Source organism: Aeromonas eucrenophila (genome assembly GCF_000819865.1).
In the GTDB taxonomy this organism is placed as follows: Bacteria; Pseudomonadota; Gammaproteobacteria; order Enterobacterales; family Aeromonadaceae; genus Aeromonas; species Aeromonas eucrenophila.
Genome location: NZ_CDDF01000001.1, coordinates 16264 through 33954, shown reverse-complemented (window position 1 = coordinate 33954; position 17691 = coordinate 16264). Strand labels below are relative to the sequence as shown.

Sequence of the window (17691 nt, the reverse complement as noted above, 5' to 3'; positions counted from 1 at the left end):
AGGCGACAGGATTTGCCGATTTCACTGCCGATGATACCGTGATGGCCAATCTCCCCGGCAACGGGATCGGGGGCAATTCACTCCAGGTGCAACAACAAGGATGATGGAATGAAGATTGTCGTATTGGGAGGAGGCGTGATCGGGGTGACCAGCGCCTGGTATCTGGCCAAGGCGGGCCATCAGGTGACCCTGCTGGAGCGGCAAGGCGGGGTGGCACGCGAGACCAGCCATGCCAATGCGGGGCAGATCTCCCCCGGCTATGCCTCCCCCTGGGCAGCCCCCGGCATTCCCCTCAAGGCGGCGAAGTGGATGCTGCAGAAGCACGCCCCTTTTACGATAAGGCCCACCTCGGATCCCTTCCAGCTGCGCTGGATGTTGCAGATGTTTGCCAACTGCACCCCGGCGGCCTATGCCACCAACAAGGGGCGCATGGTGCGTCTGGCCGAGTACAGTCGCGACTGCATGAAGGGGCTGCGGGACGAGCTTGATCTGGATTACGAGGGGCGCCAGCTCGGTACCCTGCAGCTGTTTCGAAGCGCGGCCCAGCGCGAGGCCAGCAAGCGGGACATCGCCGTGCTGGAGGAATACGGCGTTCCTCATCAGGCGCTGGACGCCGCCGGTTGCGAGCAGGCAGAGCCCGCGCTGGCGCGGGTGCGTGGCAAGATCCTGGGGGGCCTTCGCCTGCCCGGCGACGAGACCGGCGACTGTTTTCGCTTCACCCAGGGGCTGGCGGACGAGGCCAAGCGACTCGGGGTGGAGTTTGTGTTCGATTGCCCCATCGACGAGGTGGAGCTGGCCGGGGGTCGCGCCGTGGCCGTGCGGGCCGGCGAGCGGCGCTGGCAGGCGGACGCCATCGTCTGTGCTCTCGGCAGCTATGGCACCGGTTTATTGCGTCCCCTCGGCATCGCCCTGCCCGTCTACCCGGTCAAGGGCTACTCCCTCACCCTGCCGATGACGGATCCTGAGGCCGCGCCGCGCAGTACAGTGCTGGACGAAACCTACAAGGTGGCCATCACCCGCTTCGATCGACGGATCCGGGTCGGTGGCATGGCCGAGCTGAGCGGCTTCAATCTGGCGCTCAACCCCAGGCGCCACGACACCCTGGCCATGGTGGTCAGGGATCTCTTCCCGGATGGCGGCGATCTCGCCCGCGCCGAGTTCTGGACCGGGCTGCGCCCCATGACGCCGGATGGCACGCCCCTGGTGGGCCCAAGCCCCATTCCGGGCCTGTGGCTCAACACCGGTCACGGCACCCTGGGCTGGACCATGGCGGCGGGCTCCGGCCAGTTGCTGGCGGATCTCATCACGGGCAACTCCCCTGCCATCAGCAACGAGGGCCTGACCCTGGCCCGCTACGGCTAGGCCGCTCGCCGTCACGGGGCAAAAACGAAGAGGGAGTGGCTGCCACTCCCTCTTCGTTTATCTGCGTCCTCAAGCGCCAACGCTGAGCCCGGGCAGCCCCTGCCACACCAGGGCGGGATCGGGCTCGGCGATGGCGGCCGCCACCAGCTGCTCGCTCCAACGTCGGTGCAACTGCCACATCTGGCGCCCCAGCTCCCCCTGATCCTTGGTGCACTGCTTGACCACGTCCGCGGTGCGATAGAAGTAGCGCACCAGGGTCGTCAGCTCGGGCTCGGGCCAACGGCAGCCAAAATGGCGCAGTCGCTCGGACCAGAAGGCAATCTGGCCCCGCTCGTGCTCCTGCTCCACCCCGTGCAGCGCCGGGATCAGATCCATCGCCTGCCAGAGCGCGCCATAACCGACGAAACGCTCATCCAGCGCCTCCAGCGCCTGATCCAGCAGCAGCAGGCTCTGGGGCCAGTCGACGGCCTGCTGTTTGATCGCCTCCTGCGCCTCGCACACCGCCGCCAGCCAGTCCAGGGCGAGGCGGCAGATGATCGCCTCCTTGTTGGGAAACAGGTGATAGAGCGACTTGATGCCCACCCCGGCGCGCGCGGCGATGGCATTGGTGTTGAGCGCCGCAAAGCCCTGCTCCTGCAACAGCGCCAGGGCGGCCTGCTCGATGCGGCTCGCCACGTCCTGGCTGCGCAACTGCCTGGGCTGGCGCCGCATACAGAACTCGGTCGGCAGTGAATGATCCGCCATCTCGTTTCCTCAACATGGTGACTGGTTGTCATAACTACATGATGTGACAAGCTAAACACAAGCCAAAAAAAATGCAGTAATCACTGGCATTTTTCAGGATAGCTGCAATAAACAAGGAGCTCATATCTGCAGTAAAGACTGCAATTAACTCAAGGAGAGCGCGCTATGGATAGCAAGAAGATCCCCTTCAGGTTGGGGTTGACCACCCTGCTGGTCGCCGGCCTGCTCGCTGGCTGCCAACAGGACAACAGCAGCGAGGCCCCACCGGCCAACACCCTCTACCTCAACGGTAAGATCCACACCCAGGATGGGCAACGCAGCCAGGTCGAGGCCATGGTGGTCAGCGATGGCAAGTTCACCTACGTGGGCTCCCGTGAGGGGGCCGAGGCCTATCAGAACAAGGCAACCCAGGTCGTGGATCTGCAAGGCAAGATGGTGCTGCCGGGCCTGCACGACAACCACATCCACCTGATCGGCACTGTGGCGCTGGACATGTGCGATCTCGACGGTCAGAGCATCGATCTGGATCAGCTCGCCGCCAAGGTCAAGGAGTGCCTGCCCCGCTACGCCCCCAAACCGGGGGACTGGCTGGTGGTCAATCAGTGGTCCCCCTATGACGGCAATACGCCGACCGCCACCTATGCCACCGTTCTCTCGGCGCTCGATGCCATGGCGCCGGACAACCCGGTGATGCTGGCCGGGGTCGACGGCCACGCCGGTGGCTACAACTCCCAGGCGCTGGCGCTGGCCGCAGACAAGGACGGCAATGTGGTCGGCTTCAACCCCACCACCCTGGCGCCGGGGGGCGTGTTTGCCGACTTCATCCCCTACGTGGACTTGACCAGCGGCGTCATCCGGGATGCGGCCCGCAGCGCCATACCAGTGCCCGACAGCGGCGTGCTGAGCGCGAGCGACGATCAGGCCGCCGCCCAGTATGACAAGATTCTGCCGGCCATCTCCGAGCTGATGGCGTCGCGCGGCATCACCGGCATTCAGGATGCCTGTGCCAGCGACTTCATCCGCCAGCGCCTGCGCAACATGGAGGCGCAGGATCTGCTGCACATGCGCGTCACCGCTGCGACCTGCTTCCACGACGATGATTTCAGCGGCAAGCTCGATCTCGCCGGCCACCTGGCCAAGGCCAGAGCCGTCAGGGACAGCTTTGCCGAGGATCCGCTGATCAAGGCCGATGCGGTCAAGATCTTCCTCGACGGCGTGATAGAAGGGGATCCTTTCACGGATCCCGTCTTCCTGCCCAACGCCGGTATGCTGGAGAACTACCACCGCCCCCACCTGGCCATGGATCCCGCCAGCAGCGATGTCACCATCACGGCCGACAGCGAGGACGCGGGCAGCAACGGCATCGTCAACTACAAGGATGCGGACTTGAAGCGCTACATCAGCGCGCTGGATAAAGAGGGTTTCAGCATCCACATGCACAGCATCGGCGATCGCAGCACCCGGATGGCGCTGGATGCGCTGGAGGCGGCCCGCGCCAGCAACGGCGATCACGGCATTCCCCACACCCTGGCCCACCTGCAGGTGGTCCATCCCGACGATCAGAAGCGACTGGGGGAGCTTGGGCTCTATCTGACCTTCACCTATGCCTGGACCAATCCCCAGCTGGCCTACGACATGCTGGTCTCCCCCTTCATCCAGCCGACCAGAGCGGGCCAGTCCTTGAGCGAGGCCATCTATGATCCCCTCGGCTACCTGCACGATGCCCTCTACCCGGTGGAGAGTACCCGCAAGGCCGGCGCCGTGCTGGTAGCAGGCAGCGATGCCCCGGTGGACAGCCGGGATCCGCGCCCCTTCGAGAACATGGCCGCCGGTATCATGCGAGCGGCGGATGGCCACGACGAGTATCGCGCCAGCCAGCGCATCTCCCTCTCCGAGATGCTGGCCGCCTACACCATCAACGGGGCCAGGGCGGTGCGCCAGGGAGACATCACGGGCTCCATCGAGGTGGGCAAGTCGGCGGACTTCATCGTGCTGGACAGAGACCTGTTCGCCCTGGTCAAGGCCGGCACCCCGGAGCAGATCGCCGGCACCCAGGTCGAGCGCACCGTGTTCCAGGGAAAGACCGTCTACCCCGTCATCGGCGTGACGCCCTGAACGCAGAGCCCCGAGTTCGTCACTATAAAAAAAGGCCCCGTGAGGGGCCTTTTTTTAGGCTGCAGCGGCCGCGCCTCAGGGCGACGGTACCCCCTCGTCGGCCAGCCCGGGCTGCAAGGCCAGGGTGAACAGGGCGGCCACCATGTCCGACTGGGTCAGGATCCCCACCAGCTGATCCCCCTCCAGCACCGGCATGTGGTGCAGCCCCCCGTCGGAGAAGGCCCCCACCAGATCGTACAGCGGCTGATAGCTGCGCGCCGTGCGCACCTCCCGGGTCATCAGCTCCGCCACTCGCCACTGCGCCAGGGCGATGGCTTCCCTCGGCTGCTGCCGCTCTCTGTCGATCATCAGATCGTGCAGGGTGAGGATGCCGGCCAGCCGGCCGGTCTCGTCGACCACCGGCAGGGCCTTGATCCTGTGGTGGGCAAGCAGATGCCAGGCCGCCATGGCCGACTCATCCGGCGTGATGACGATGAGATCCCGCGACATCACGTCCCGACAACACACAGTGCCCACCCGCTCGCGCAGGGCGTGCAACTGCGCCTCCTGCAGCAACTCCTGCAGATCCTGGCGGCTGATGTCGAGCAGCTCGCCGTGCTTCTCCAGCGCAAAGTCGATGTCGGTGGCGCTGGCGAGCCGTGCACTCGGCTCGGGGTCAGCGGTTTGGTGACGATTGGGCTGCGCCTTGCCGCCATTGGGGTAGCGTCGCCCCAGCACGCGGTTGTAGCAAAGACCCAGGATGAGCAACAGGGCTGAGTTGATAAGCACCGGCAGCAGCACATAGCCCACTCCGAGCTCGCGAATGCTCTCACCCCCGATGACGGCGGTCAGCGCCACGGCGCCGCCGGGGGGATGCAGGCTGCGGGTGAGGAACATGGCCGCGATGGCCAGCATCACGGCGCAGGCCGAGGCGAGCGCCAGATCCGGGATCAAGGTGGCGCTCGCCACCCCCATCAGGGCCGATACCCCGTTGCCCACGACGATGGACCAGGGCTGGGCCAGAGGGCTCGCCGGGGCGGCAAACAACAACACGGCGGAGGCACCCATGGGGGCGATCAGCCAATGGGCGTCCACCCCCAGTCCCCACTGGCACAGCCAGCCGGTGCCCAGCAGACCGATGAAGGCGCCAAGGGCACCATAACTGCACTCTTTGAGGCCGGTATTGGTCGATACCGGAAAAAAATCCCTGAACTGCATTCTGCTCCCGACGACGATAAGGTTTATTTCAAATGCGCAATATTAACGGCAGAGCCACCGCAAAGGCCAGCCACAGTGCAGTCACCAGCAACAGCCGTGATAACGAGGCCAAAAAAGAGGGAAGGCTCAGGCCTTCCCTCTCTCGTTACTTATCCCTGCTCTGCTTCGTTATTCTTGTCGTCTCAGGCCAACTCGGCCCGCAGCGCCTTGGTCGCCTCCACCATCACCTTGAGGGCGGCGGTGGTCTCTTCCCAGCCGCGGGTCTTGAGGCCGCAATCCGGGTTGACCCAGAGCCGGTCCGCCGGGATTTGTTCGGCGGCCTTGCGGATCAGATCCTCAATCCAGCCCTGGCTCGGCACGTTCGGCGAGTGGATGTCGTAGACGCCGGGGCCGATTTCGTTGGGGTAGTTGAAGCGCTCGAACGCCCCCAGCAACTGCATCTGGCTGCGGCTGGTCTCGATGGTGATGACGTCAGCATCGAGCGCCGCCACCGCCTCTATGATGAGGTTGAAGTCGCTGTAACACATGTGGGTGTGGATCTGGGTGCTGTTCACCACAGGGCTCGCACTCAGGCGGAAGGCGCGCACCGCCCAGTCCAGGTACGCCTGATGATCCTGCTTGCGCAGGGGCAGGCCCTCGCGGATGGCCGGCTCGTCGATCTGGATGATCTTGATGCCGGCGGCTTCCAGATCCGCCACCTCGTCGCGAATGGCGAGACCAATTTGCAGGGCGGACTGCTCGCGGCTCACGTCTTCCCGGGGGAAGGACCAGCAGAGTATGGTGACCGGGCCGGTCAGCATGCCTTTCACCGGCTTGTCGGTCAGGCTCTGGGCGAACTTGGTCCATTCGAGCGTCATGGGGGTCGGGCGGTCGATGTCACGGGTGATCACCGGCGGCTTGACGCAGCGGGAGCCGTAGCTCTGTACCCAGCCGAAGCGGGTGATGGCAAAGCCATCCAGCAGCTCACCGAAGTACTCCACCATGTCGTTGCGCTCGGCCTCGCCGTGCACCAGCACGTCCAGCCCGATGGCTTCCTGACGCTCGATGGCATCCTTGATCTGGGCCTGAATGCCCGCCTCGTAGGCCTTGTCGTCGATGCGACCGGCGCGCCACTCCTGGCGCAGCACCCGAATTTCAGAGGTCTGCGGGAAGGAGCCTATGGTGGTGGTGGGCAAGAGCGGCAGCTTGAGATCCGAGCGCTGGGCCTCGGCACGCACCGGATAGGCGCTCTGACGATCGAAGTCGCTGTTGGTGAGGCTGGCCAGACGAGACTGCACCGCTCGCTTGTGCACCCGGCTATCGGATTCTCTGTCGACTATGGGCTGGCTGTAGGCCGCTATCTTGTCCAGATCTCCACCATTGGGCTCTTTATTATTCAAATAAGCGGCGAGCAGCCCCAGCTCGTAGCATTTTTGCAGGGCGAAGGCGAACCAACTGCGGGTCTGGCCGTCCAGCTCGTGCTCCAGGGTCAAGTCCACCGGGCTGTGCAGCAGGGAGCAGGAGGAACCGACCCAGAGCCGCTCGCCGAGCCTGTCCTTCAGGGCCTTCAGGGTCGGGGCCAGCTTGGCCAGGTTGGCACGCCAGACGTTGCGGCCATTGATGACACCGGCGGAGAGTACCCACTGGGCAGGCAAGTGCGGGACCAGCGTCTCCAGCTGCTCGGGAGCGGCCACCAGATCCAGGTGCAGGCCATCCACCTTCAGGCTGGTGATGATGTCGCGCTGGTGGGCCACGGAGCCGAAATAGGTGGTGAGCAGCAGCTTGCAGGGGCCAGCCAGGCGCTCATAGGCCTTGAGGTAGGCCAGGCGCCACTCGTCCGGCAAGTCCAGCGCCAGGGCCGGCTCGTCGATCTGCACCCACTCCACCCCCTGGGACGAGAGCTTCGCCAGGATCTCCTGATAGACGACCAGCAGGCGATCCAGCAGGTCGAGGCGGGAGAAGCCGCTCTCTTTCTCCTTGCCGAGCCACAGGTAGGAGACGGGACCCAGCAGCACGGCCTTGACCGGCAGCCCCAGCGCCTTGGCCTCTTCTACCTCGTCAAACAGCTGGCTCCAGCCCAGTTTGAAGCGCTGGTCGCGGCCAAATTCGGGCACCAGATAGTGATAGTTGGTGTTGAACCACTTGGTCATCTCGGCGGCGGCGGCGCTGGGGCCGGTCGGCGCACGGCCACGGGCCACCCGGAACAGGGTATCGAGGTTGGTGTCGCCATCCCGATGACGCTCAGGGATAGCATCCACCAGCAGGCTGGTGCCGAGCACCTGATCGTACCAGGCGAAGTCGCCGACCGGCAGCAGGCTGACCCCGGCGGTGCGCTGGGCCTGCCAGTGGCGCTCACGCAGGCTCTTGCCCACGGCCACCAGTTCGGCCTGGGTGGTCTCGCCACGCCAGTAGGATTCGAGGGCAAATTTCAGCTCGCGCTTGGCGCCGATACGGGGAAAACCGAGTGTGTGTGCGCAGGTCATAGGTCCAATTCCTTATGCTCATTCATCTGATGGGAAACTGGATGATTTGGCCATCCAGATGTTTACACATCTAGAATGTCGAGATAAGGTGGCCCTGGCTATTGAATCCTTTTCAACTGGCTCTCAAGAAATTCTCAACTGACGCGCAAGGGGGTCTTCACCCAATGGAAGTCAGCCTGCAACGGACGCAACAAGGAGCCTCATCATGACCGCACCCCACCCCACCACCGGCAGTCAGAGCGGCAATCTGGGCATCGATCTCAAGCACCTGAAGACCATCAGCGCGCTGGCCGAGCAGGGCTCCCTGGCCGGGGCGGCATTGACCTTGAACCTCACCCAGTCCGCCCTCTCCCATCAGCTAAAAGAATTGGAAACCCGCCTCAACCTGGAGCTTTACTTGCGCAAGAGCCGGCCCCTGGTGCTGACGGCGGCGGGCCAGCTGTTGCTCAATCTGGCGCGCCAGGTGCTACCCACCCTGACCCTGACCGAACGGCAGTTGCAGGCGCTGCACAGCGGCGACGCCGGCCGGCTGCACCTGGCACTGGATTGCCACAGCTGCATCCAATGGTTGCTGCCGCTGTTGCCGGATTTTCGCCGCCAGTGGCCCGGGGTGGATCTGGAGGTCGAGTCGGTGCCCGGCTTCGATGCCATCAGCGCCCTGCTCGGCGGCCAGCTCGACCTGCTGCTCACCTCGGACGTACAGGCCCGGGGGGATCTGCACTTCGAGCCGCTGTTCGGCTTCGATCTCAATCTGGTGATGGCGCCGGATCACCCCCTCTGCCAGCAGTCACTCATCAGTCCCACCGATCTGCAACGGGAGGTGCTGCTGGTCTACCCGGTGGAGCGGGCTCGCATGGACGTGTTCAGCCGCTTCCTGCAACCCGCTGGGGTGGAGCCCGCCCGCTGCAAACTGGTGGACAACACCTCCGTCATGCTGCAGATGGCCGCAGCCGGACTCGGAGTCGCCGCCCTGCCGCGCTGGGCCAGCGAAGAGTTTGTGCGCCAGGGACTGCTCGAGGCACGCCCGCTGGGCCAGGGGATCCGCCGCCATATGTATGGCGCCGTGCGGGCCGCCGACAAGGATCAGGCCTGTCTGCAGAGCCTGTTCGAGCGCATTCGCGGCAAGATGGCGGCGGCAACTGCCCCATAGTACCGCGCAAGTATCACAACCCCCAGAGTAATAAAGCCGCCCATGGGGCGGCTTAATCAAATCAGCGGTAGCGAGTACGCAGCCCGGCCCTTGCTGGTGCTGGGCTCAGTCGGCGCAATCCTCCTGACCACCATCACGGCAACAATGGCGTGGGCAGTTGTCACACAGGCTGCCGTCACTGCGCTTGTGGTGCAGACAGCAGCGCTGGCGCACGTAACCGGGGGCGGCGCTGGCCGGCACTAGATCTCCGGACTGACGCCAACCCGCCAGGTGCTCGGCGGGCAGGCCGCAGGCGGCGAGCCAGAGCGGCGCATGGGCAGCCACCTCTTCCCGGCTGATCTCGCCGAAGAAATCGGGTACCCGCACCAGGGCCGCCAGCAGATCGTCCGCCAGCAGCGGGCGGATGAAACCGGGCCGCAGCCGCTGCACACCGGCAAACAGCTCGAACAGCTGCTGCCAGTGGCTGCGCAGCCGCCGACCCGCCGCCTCGATCAGTACCTCCCGCTCTCCCTTGATCATGGGCACCGGAGGCAGGCTGAAGCCGGACACCAGCCCACCCTGATAGCCCTGCCCCAGCTTGTCCAGGGCGGGCACGGCGCCGACGCGGTAGACGGCGACCATGGCCAGATAGATGGATTGCCAGCACAGCATGCCCCAGCTGCGGGTCAGCCAGTAGGCGGGGCCCGCCTCCGGGTGCGCCAGACGCCAGTGATCGTGCAGCGTCAGCGCCACCTCGGCGGGCGTCATGGGGCTGTCGGCGGTGCTCAGCAAGGGCGCTGAGCCTTCCACCAGCCTCCCCTTGAGGGAGCCGATAAGCGCCGAGGCCGCTGTGCACAGGGCAGCGAACTCGGCGTCCTCAGGGGCTTCTTGCCGAGCCGCAACGGCGCCGGGTCGCATGCTGCCAAACCCCATGGGACTGGCGACACGGGGTTTGGCAGCAGGACGATCGCCGCGCTGCGGCGATCGCTTGTGAATAAGCCCCGGCACTTGGCCGGGGCGCAGGGTCAGAATGCGTATTTGAGTCGAGCCTCCACGTTGCGCTCGGCACCGAACCAGCAGTTGTTCTGGTCGTAGCAGGAGTAGTAGGTCTTGTTAAGCAAGTTGCTGGCGCTAAGCGACGCCTGCACCCCTTTCAGGCTCTGGCTGAGGGCGGCCAGATCATAGGAGGCGGACATGTCCATCAGCAGATAATCCGGCACAGTATCTGTATTGGCGGCATCGAGCTGGGCCTCACCCACGTAGCGCAGGCCGGCGCCGACCCGCATCCCCTGCAGCGTGCCGCCGGCATAGTAGTTGCTCCACAGGGAGGCCATCTGCTTGGGCACCCAGACCGGGGTCTTGCCCTGCAGATCGGTGGTGTCCTTGGTGATCTCCATGTCCTGGCGGGTATAGCTCAGCGCCAGATCCAGCCGATCTGTGATGTCCATCCGCCCCTCCAGCTCGATCCCCTTGGAGACGATCTCGCCGGTCTGCAGCTTGGGTCCGTAGATGTTGTCCGGATCCGTCACCAGGGCGTTTTGCTTGGTGATGTGGAAGGCCGAGATCGTGGCCGTCTTGCTCATGTCCTCGGACAGGAACTTGAGCCCTCCCTCCCACTGATGACCGGTCGAGGGTTCGAAGGCCTTGCCATTCTTGTCCGCCCCCGGCACCGGCTCGAAGCTGTCGGCATAGCTCACATAGGGTGACAAGCCATAGTCCAGTTCATACAGAGCGCCGAGGCGGAAGGAGAGGTTGTCCTGATCGATCTGGGCCAGCGACTGGCTGGCCGCGCCCAGGTAGAGGCCGTGGCTGTCGGTGTCCATCCGGTAGCTGTCGTAGCGGGCGCCGCCGATTGCCACCAGCCGATCCAGGCGCACCTGATCCTGCAGATAGACGCCGGTCTGGGACTGACGAATGGTCTTGCGATCCTCATAGGAGAAGACCAGGGCATCCGGCTTTATCTGGTTGTGGTTCGGGTTGAACATGTCGATGCTGGGGGCGGAATAGTCGAGCGTGTCCTGGTAGAGGATGCGCGCATCCAGATACTGGTAATCGACCCCGAGCAGCAGGTTGTGCTGGGCCGGGCCGGTCTGCACCTTGCCCGCCAACTGGTTGTCGATCACAAAGCCTTTCGACGCTTCATCGGTGAGATAGGCGTTGCGGGCCACGGTGCGGTTGTCCGCCGCCAGGGCCGCGTTATAGGTGTTGCGCTGATAGGCGGAGGCGTCCATGTAGCGGGCGTTTTGCAGCACCTGCCAGTTGTCGTTGAACGCGTGGCTCAGCTTGTAGCCGAGCAGGGTCACGTCCCGGTTGTACTCGTTCCAGTTCTCGTCGCCGAGGAAGGTATCGCTGCCAAGCTGCCCCAATGGGTTGCTCTTGACCGAGCCGCTGGCCGGCACAGTGGTGTAGATGCCCGCCTCGGGATCCTTCTGGTAATAGAGGTTGAGGTTCAGCAGGGTGCGCTCGCCGAGCTGCCAGTCCAGCGACGGCGCGAACACGTAGCGCTCCTCTTCCGAGGTCACCGCCTGGCCGTCCTTCTGGCGGGCCAGTCCCACCACCCGATAGGCGAGCTGCTCGTTGATGGCGCCTGTGCTGTCGAAGCTCATCTCCTTGAGGGTCCCCGTGCCCGTGGCCACGCTGACGCTGTGTTTGGCGTCCCGCTGGGGACGCTTGGCGATGAGGTTGACCATGCCGCCCGGCGGCATGCTGCCGTAGAGCACCGAGGTCGGCCCCTTGAACACTTCCAGCTGCTCGATGGCCACCGGATCTATCTGGGGTTGCAGGTTCCACTCGTTGTATTGCAGCAACAGGCCGTCATAGAAGTTCTGGTAGTTGTCAAAGCCGCGGATGTTGAACAGATCCAACCGATTGACCGCCCCACCCCGCAGCTCGGTGTTGACCCCGGGCACATAGCGAAGCGCCTCGCTCACCGAGCTGACCCCACGCTGCTCCAGGGTCTCGCTGTCCACCACCGAGATCGCCTGGGGCGTCTCTATGGGGTCGAGCTGGGTCTTGGTCGCGGTGTTGCGATAGGTCTGGCCGAGCACGGTCAGCGTCTCGTCGGCGATCGCCGCGTCCGAACTGGTGGGCGCGGCGGCCAGCGCAGAGCCTGCCAACAGGGCGGAGATGGTCGCGGCGACCACGGTCAATGGGGGGTGAACAAGTTGCATCTGATCCTCGACTGCTACTGCATGTGAATGGTAACAAATATCATTTGCATTTTATTGTTCTATTTTGCCCCTGAATTAACAATTTGGGGCATGTTGGCGGGGGAAACGGAGAGAAAAGGGGTTGTTCGGTGCCATTTGACCGCGAATTGCGGGGAGAAACCTGGAAGGGACACAAGCGACCACGCATCGCAGGAGGGAACATGGGGGGCCGCAAGAGACCGCCGCGAAGGGGGTAGTCATCTATAGGGTTTTATTGCGATTTTTTAGCGCGAATGATTACTGTTTATTTATAAGGCAGCGGAAGCTGCGACAGAATTGGTCATTCGCGATACCAAATATAGAGTAATGGCTCTTTTTTCATCAACCCAATTGATCCGGGTCAAGCCCCGTTGACAGGGGCAACTATAGACTCCCCTCCCCTATAATCAGCCCTATTCGAGACGATACAAGGCCACCAGGTAGCGCCCATGAACAGCATCATCAGCAAAGACCTGCACTGCAATACCCAGCTCAATATCTCCTTCAGCGTGGTCATTCTGACCATGCTCATCAGCATGGCGACGGTGAGTTACATGATCCAGCGCTCGGCCGAGCAGACGTCTCATTCGATGGCCGCCATGTTCGTCCACAACATGGCCACCCAGTTTATCGAGCAGCAGTTCAAGCCGCTGGAATACACCCTCAACGAGACGAGCAACTTCATCGACGAGCAGCGGCTGGGGGCCTTTCTGGACGAGGAAAAATCCCCTTTGCGCACCGTGTTGATACAAACGTTGTCTATCAATCCGAACATCACCAGCATCGTGGCCTCCGATCTGCAAGGCAACTTCAATACGGTCCCCTTCCTGCCGGTTGCCACCGATTTCGATGCCACCAAACGCCCCTGGTTCAGGTCGTCCACCTCCCGCAGCCTGTTCGTCAGTTACAGCAATCGTTACACCAATGCGCAAACGGGATTGCAGACCGTCTCCATCTCCCAGCTCATCGTCAGCAAGGAAGGTTATCCGCTCGGCACCCTGGCCATGGATCTCAACCTCGAGCACCTGAGCTACCCCCTGCGTCAGCTCAAGAGCCCGCTCAAGGGGGAGTTCTACGTGGTGGACAGGGCCGGCGACATCCTGCTGCACTCCGACGTGAGCAACCTGTTTCGCCACAGCGTCGATCCCGCCCTCATCAACAAGATGACCAATGGCGCCGATCACCTCTTCGATGAGAAGAGCCAGTCCCATGTCTACTACTACTCCTTCTCCAATCCGGACTGGTTCGTCATCTACACCGTCAGCGATGCCGAATTCAAGCAGGTCAGCCGTGCCGATGCCGATCTCTTGCTGATCGCCGCCCCCGGTTGCCTGCTGATCTGCCTGCTGTGCTGGGGATCCCTGCGCAACTCCTTCAACAAGATGATCATCCAGATCGTCGCCATGTTGCGCGTCGGGCGCATCGATCTCGACAAACCCGACAACCTGCTGCGCCAGGAGATCCAGAGCGGTCACGAGCTGATGCAGGAGGCCGTCACCGCCTCCACCACGGATGCCCTCACCGGCTTGTTCAATCGTCGCAGCTTCGATCAGGATCTGGCTGCCTGCCTTGCCAGCGGCCACCCTTTCTTCCTCGGCATGGTCGATCTGGACAACTTCAAAGCCATCAATGACAAACGAGGCCACTTGATGGGGGATTCGGTGCTCAAGACGGTGGCGCAGGAGGGAGTGCAAAGCGCGGGCAGACGGGCAAACCTCTACCGCTATGGCGGCGAGGAGCTGGCCATCCTTATCCCCGGCCAGGACAAGGAGGCGGCCATGGCACTGCTGGATCAGTGGCGCCAGCGGGTAGCAACCCGCCAGTGGCGTGAGGCGGATCTGGTGGTGACCTTCTCCGCCGGGCTCGGCCAATGGCAACAGGAATCCATCCCACAGCTGATCGAGAAGGTTGATCAGTCCCTTTATGAGGCCAAGCACAGTGGCAAGAACCGGGTCCACTATGCCGACTGAAACCCTCAAACAACGACTGCGTCTGGCCGCCCTGCTCGGCGTTGGCCTGCTGATCGCCCTGCTCGCCCTCAACCTGATGCAGGCGGCGGCGGGCCTTCGCAAGGACAGCGAGCGCAGCCTGCGCCATGCCGAGGCGATGATCGACGGCGCCATCGATGACAGCCAGGCGCTGATCGAATCGGCGCGTCCCCTGGTCGGGCGCGCCTGCAAGGAGAACAGCCTGGCGCTGCGGGATCTCATCACCGCCTCTCCCTACGCCCGCGCGCTCTACGTGCTGGAAGGCCACCGCTTGCTCTGCACCACACTGCACAGACCCATCCAGGCGCAGAATCTGCCGGACTACCTCTTTGGCAAGCAGGAGCTGATCCTGGCGAGCCACAGCCCCATCACCAACCAGACCGCCATCCTCTATCGCAAGCAGCTTGGCAAACGCACCCTGCTGGCCGAGCTGGACGGTTTTCACATCTTCGGCGCCCTGCGGGCCGTCAAGGGAGAGGACAACCTCTTCTTCATCCTGGGAGACAGGGCCCTCGACGGTCATGGCAGGACCCTCTCCGCCGCCCCCTTGTTGCAAGACGAGGGCAAGCTGCTGTCGAGCCCGCTGGAAGGACATCCCTACCGGCTGGTGGCCCTCAACGGCTACCCGCAGATCCTGGCCTTCGCCTGGGATTACAACAGAGACACCCTGCTCGCCACGCCTGTGCTGGCGCTGCTGCTGGGGCTGCTCAGCTTCCATCTCAGCGGCCGGGGTGGCTCGCCGCGCCGTGAGCTGGCAAGAGCGCTGGCGGCCCGGGAGTTCATTCCCTTCCTGCAACCTGTCATGAGCGGGGACGGCAAGCTCTGCGGCGTCGAGGTGCTGATGCGCTGGCGCCACCCGGAGCAGGGCATGATAGCCCCCGGCCACTTCATCCCCCTGGCGGAAGAGTGCGGCTACATAGTACCCATGACCCGCCAGCTGATGGAGCAGACCCTGGACTATCTGCTCAGGGTGGCCGACAGGCTGCCCCCCGGCTTTCATGTGGCCATCAACGTCTGCGCCCAGCACTTCAAGAACCAGGATATCCTGACCGAGTGTCGCGCCTTCCTGGCGGCCCTCTCGGGTCACGACATCCGGCTGGTGCTGGAGCTCACCGAACGGGAGATGCTCGAGGGCGATGCCCAGACCCTGAGCATCTTCGACGCCTTGGATGAGATGGGGGTGCTGGTGGCCATCGATGACTTCGGCACGGGCCACTCCAGCCTCTCTTACCTGCAGATGTTCCATGTGGACATCATCAAGATCGATCGCAGCTTTATCATGGGGATCCAGGAGGAGGGGCCCTCGCGCCTCATCGTCGAGAACATCCTGGATCTCGCCCGCAGGATGGAGGTGGCGCTGGTGGCCGAGGGGGTGGAAACCGCGGCCCAGGTCGAGATGGTGCGCCGCTATGACATCGATTTTCAGCAGGGCTTCTACTTCGCCAAGCCCCTGCCGCCGACCGAATTCAGCCAGCACTTTCTCCCCCAGACATAGCGGGGGAAGGGCTGCTTATCCCTCGCAGGGGGCGATGGGCAGCCAGTACTCCATGCGGGCATCCGCCTGCGCCCCGTTGAAGTGGGGGCCGTAGCACTCCAGCTCGAAGCCATCCAGCCCCCGGTAGCAGGAGCCGGGCAGCCAGTGCAGGATGAACCAGTTGAGGGTCTCTGCCAGCTGGTGGATGGGGCCCACGTGGCTGAGCACCGCATATTCCTGAGGCGGGATAGCCAGCCGGGCGAACCCAGCGGGCAGAGGTTCCTCTTCCGTCGCCGCCACCCCGGCCCAATAGGGCAGCGCCTCCCCCGCCGCCGACACGTCCACCACCCCCAGCAGCTCCCCCATCGAGGGCAAGCCCCCGGCCGCCTGGGCAGCGCGCCAGATGGCGGGCACCGTCTGATGGAAGTCGGGATTCGCTGCAAACAGTCCCCGGATCTCCCCCTTGATCCCGTGCAGCACGAAACCAGCCCGGCTCTCGACCCGCACCTGCACCCATTTGGGCTCGCAGGCCTGCGGCGTCTGGGCCCGTACCAGCGGCATGGAGAGACCCAGCCGCTGTCCCCGCTTGCGATAGGCCAGGGGCGAGCAGCCAAAGTGCTGCTTGAAGGCGCGGCTGAAGCTCACCTCGGAGCCAAAGCCATAACAGAGCGCCAGATCCAGCACCCGCTGCCGGCTCGAGAGCAGCGCCTCTGCCGCCTGGCTCAGTTTCAGCTCCCGCACATAGTGGGCCACGGTCAGCCCTGTCTCGTGCAGGAATACCCGCTGCAACTGCCAGCGGGACCAGCAGCTCTGCTCCGCCAGCTGCTCCAGAGAGAGGGGCTCATCCAGATGGGCATGGATGTAGTCGAGCACCCGCTCGATGCGGGTGAAATGGGCCCGGGCCTGTGGTGCCTGGCCGGGATGCGCGAGGGGGATGCTTGCTGTCATGGTGGATTCGGGGTCTCTGCCTGCGAAGGTTCAGCCTCCGTTCAGGAAGTGCACATTAAACATGGCCGCCGCCCTGGCGGCAAGTCCTCTGCTGGCCGCCAGCCTGCACGCCAGGGCGCCGCCCCTCTCCAGCTGGATAGAGCCCCTTGGCCATTCGAGACCTTCACTCACCTCTCACGACCGGGACGGCGCCCCCTGCCCCTCCTCGAAGTGGCGGCGCAGGGCGGCGATCACCCGCCGCACCTTCTCCGGGATCTCCCGCTGAGGGGTGATGGCGTGGATTTCCATGGGGGGCACCCGAAAGCCCGGCAACAGCTCGAGCAGCAGGCCGGAGGCGAGATCCTCCGCGATTTCCCCCTCCGGCTGCAGCGAGATCCCTTGCCCCGCCAGGGTGAACTGGCGCAGGGGCAGCACGTTGTTGCACAGCACCCTGGGCTTGGGCTTCACTTTGTGGCCCTGCCCCTTCTCATCCAGCAGCATCAGGCCACCGCCGAGCAGGTCCGACGCCAGCCAGTCATGGACCAGCAGATCCTCGGGGCTGCGCGGGGTGCCCTTGCGGGCGAGGTAGGCCGGCGAGGCGCACAGCAGCATGCGGGTCTGCCCCAGCCGACGCGCCACCAGGGTGGAGTCGGACAGGGTGCCGACCCGCAGCGCCACGTCGATGCGCTCGGCAATGAGATCCCGCTTGCCATCGTCGGCGATGATCTGGATGCACAGGCCAGGATGGGCCTGCAACAGTGGCGACAGCGCCCGCGCCAGGGGCTGGCCAGCCATGCCCACCGGGGCCGTGATCCGCACCTCGCCGAGCAGGCTGTCACGCACCTCGGACAGGCGCAGATCGGTCTGATTGAGGGTCTGTTGCAGGGCCTGGCACCCCTGCCACACCACCTCCCCCGCCTCGGTCAGGTTGAGGCGACGGGTGGAGCGGTGCAGCAGAGTGAGGCCGAGCAGGCTTTCGAGCTGACTGATGTGTTGGCTGACGGCGGAGGGGGTCATGCCGAGGGCCTTGGCGGCCCCGGTCATGGTGCCCGCCTCCACCACGGCGGCGAAGATGGCGTAGCGTCTGAGCTGATCCATTATTAAA

12 protein-coding genes are annotated in these 17691 nt (G+C 64.2%); 5 read left to right on the top strand and 7 right to left on the bottom strand.

The features are described 5' to 3' along the window. The first annotated feature begins 75 nt into the window (after positions 1 to 75). Positions 76 to 1362 (top strand): D-amino acid dehydrogenase, encoded by a 1287-nt coding sequence (locus tag BN1124_RS00135; protein WP_331415497.1) that lies wholly within the window; start codon positions 76 to 78, stop codon positions 1360 to 1362. 69 nt (positions 1363 to 1431) lie between these two features. On the opposite strand, the gene BN1124_RS00130 is transcribed toward BN1124_RS00135, so the two are convergent. Further along, entirely contained in the window at positions 1432 to 2106 is a 675-nt protein-coding gene (locus BN1124_RS00130) for a TetR/AcrR family transcriptional regulator (protein ID WP_042637986.1), read from the bottom strand. 165 nt (positions 2107 to 2271) lie between these two features. Here BN1124_RS00130 and BN1124_RS00125 point away from each other — a divergent pair, with 165 nt between their 5' ends. Further along, the gene (locus BN1124_RS00125; protein ID WP_042637985.1) at positions 2272 to 4221 is read left to right on the top strand and encodes an amidohydrolase; all 1950 of its coding nucleotides are present in this window, start codon (positions 2272 to 2274) and stop codon (positions 4219 to 4221) included. 75 nt (positions 4222 to 4296) lie between these two features. On the opposite strand, the gene BN1124_RS00120 is transcribed toward BN1124_RS00125, so the two are convergent. Next, positions 4297 to 5418, bottom strand: a complete 1122-nt coding sequence (locus BN1124_RS00120; RefSeq protein ID WP_042637984.1) for an HPP family protein — start codon at positions 5416 to 5418, stop codon at positions 4297 to 4299. Positions 5419 to 5600: 182 nt separating this feature from the next. Continuing rightward, positions 5601 to 7880 carry a 5-methyltetrahydropteroyltriglutamate--homocysteine S-methyltransferase gene (gene metE, locus BN1124_RS00115; protein ID WP_042637982.1) on the bottom strand — a complete coding sequence of 760 codons (2280 nt, stop codon included), beginning with the start codon at positions 7878 to 7880 and terminating at the stop codon, positions 5601 to 5603. A 205-nt stretch (positions 7881 to 8085) separates the two neighbouring features. Here metE and BN1124_RS00110 point away from each other — a divergent pair, with 205 nt between their 5' ends. Then, the gene (locus tag BN1124_RS00110; protein WP_042637980.1) at positions 8086 to 9030 is read left to right on the top strand and encodes a LysR substrate-binding domain-containing protein; all 945 of its coding nucleotides are present in this window, start codon (positions 8086 to 8088) and stop codon (positions 9028 to 9030) included. Positions 9031 to 9135: 105 nt separating this feature from the next. Here BN1124_RS00110 and BN1124_RS00105 read toward each other — a convergent pair whose 3' ends face one another. Together BN1124_RS00105 and BN1124_RS00100 are read right to left on the bottom strand one after the other, a co-directional pair. Next, on the bottom strand, positions 9136 to 9927 hold the full coding sequence (locus BN1124_RS00105) for a siderophore ferric iron reductase (RefSeq protein ID WP_042637978.1): 792 nt from the start codon (positions 9925 to 9927) through the stop codon (positions 9136 to 9138). 107 nt (positions 9928 to 10034) lie between these two features. Continuing rightward, positions 10035 to 12179, bottom strand: a complete 2145-nt coding sequence (locus BN1124_RS00100; protein WP_042637976.1) for a TonB-dependent siderophore receptor — start codon at positions 12177 to 12179, stop codon at positions 10035 to 10037. Between the two features lie 467 nt (positions 12180 to 12646). Here BN1124_RS00100 and BN1124_RS00095 point away from each other — a divergent pair, with 467 nt between their 5' ends. Next, positions 12647 to 14167, top strand: a complete 1521-nt coding sequence (locus tag BN1124_RS00095) for a sensor domain-containing diguanylate cyclase (protein WP_048822911.1) — start codon at positions 12647 to 12649, stop codon at positions 14165 to 14167. Further along, positions 14157 to 15680 (top strand): EAL domain-containing protein, encoded by a 1524-nt coding sequence (locus BN1124_RS00090; protein ID WP_048822910.1) that lies wholly within the window; start codon positions 14157 to 14159, stop codon positions 15678 to 15680. The genes BN1124_RS00095 and BN1124_RS00090 overlap by 11 nt, the downstream gene beginning before the upstream one ends. A gap of 15 nt (positions 15681 to 15695) precedes the next feature. Here the strand turns inward: BN1124_RS00090 and BN1124_RS00085 are convergent, their stop codons facing one another. Further along, on the bottom strand, positions 15696 to 16607 hold the full coding sequence (locus BN1124_RS00085; RefSeq protein WP_042637973.1) for an AraC family transcriptional regulator: 912 nt from the start codon (positions 16605 to 16607) through the stop codon (positions 15696 to 15698). Positions 16608 to 16781: 174 nt separating this feature from the next. Beyond that, entirely contained in the window at positions 16782 to 17684 is a 903-nt protein-coding gene (locus BN1124_RS00080) for a LysR family transcriptional regulator (protein ID WP_042637971.1), read from the bottom strand. Positions 17685 to 17691: the final 7 nt, after the last annotated feature.

Coding starts and splice junctions, on each gene's coding strand:
- BN1124_RS00120 (WP_042637984.1), bottom strand. CDS start 5,418: ATGCAGTTCAGGGATTTTTTTCCGGTATCGACCAATACCGGCCTCAAA.
- BN1124_RS00100 (WP_042637976.1), bottom strand. CDS start 12,179: ATGCAACTTGTTCACCCCCCATTGACCGTGGTCGCCGCGACCATCTCC.
- BN1124_RS00105 (WP_042637978.1), bottom strand. CDS start 9,927: ATGCGACCCGGCGCCGTTGCGGCTCGGCAAGAAGCCCCTGAGGACGCC.
- BN1124_RS00090 (WP_048822910.1), top strand. CDS start 14,157: ATGCCGACTGAAACCCTCAAACAACGACTGCGTCTGGCCGCCCTGCTC.
- BN1124_RS00130 (WP_042637986.1), bottom strand. CDS start 2,106: ATGGCGGATCATTCACTGCCGACCGAGTTCTGTATGCGGCGCCAGCCC.
- BN1124_RS00085 (WP_042637973.1), bottom strand. CDS start 16,607: ATGACAGCAAGCATCCCCCTCGCGCATCCCGGCCAGGCACCACAGGCC.
- BN1124_RS00110 (WP_042637980.1), top strand. CDS start 8,086: ATGACCGCACCCCACCCCACCACCGGCAGTCAGAGCGGCAATCTGGGC.
- metE (WP_042637982.1), bottom strand. CDS start 7,880: ATGACCTGCGCACACACACTCGGTTTTCCCCGTATCGGCGCCAAGCGC.
- BN1124_RS00095 (WP_048822911.1), top strand. CDS start 12,647: ATGAACAGCATCATCAGCAAAGACCTGCACTGCAATACCCAGCTCAAT.
- BN1124_RS00125 (WP_042637985.1), top strand. CDS start 2,272: ATGGATAGCAAGAAGATCCCCTTCAGGTTGGGGTTGACCACCCTGCTG.
- BN1124_RS00080 (WP_042637971.1), bottom strand. CDS start 17,684: ATGGATCAGCTCAGACGCTACGCCATCTTCGCCGCCGTGGTGGAGGCG.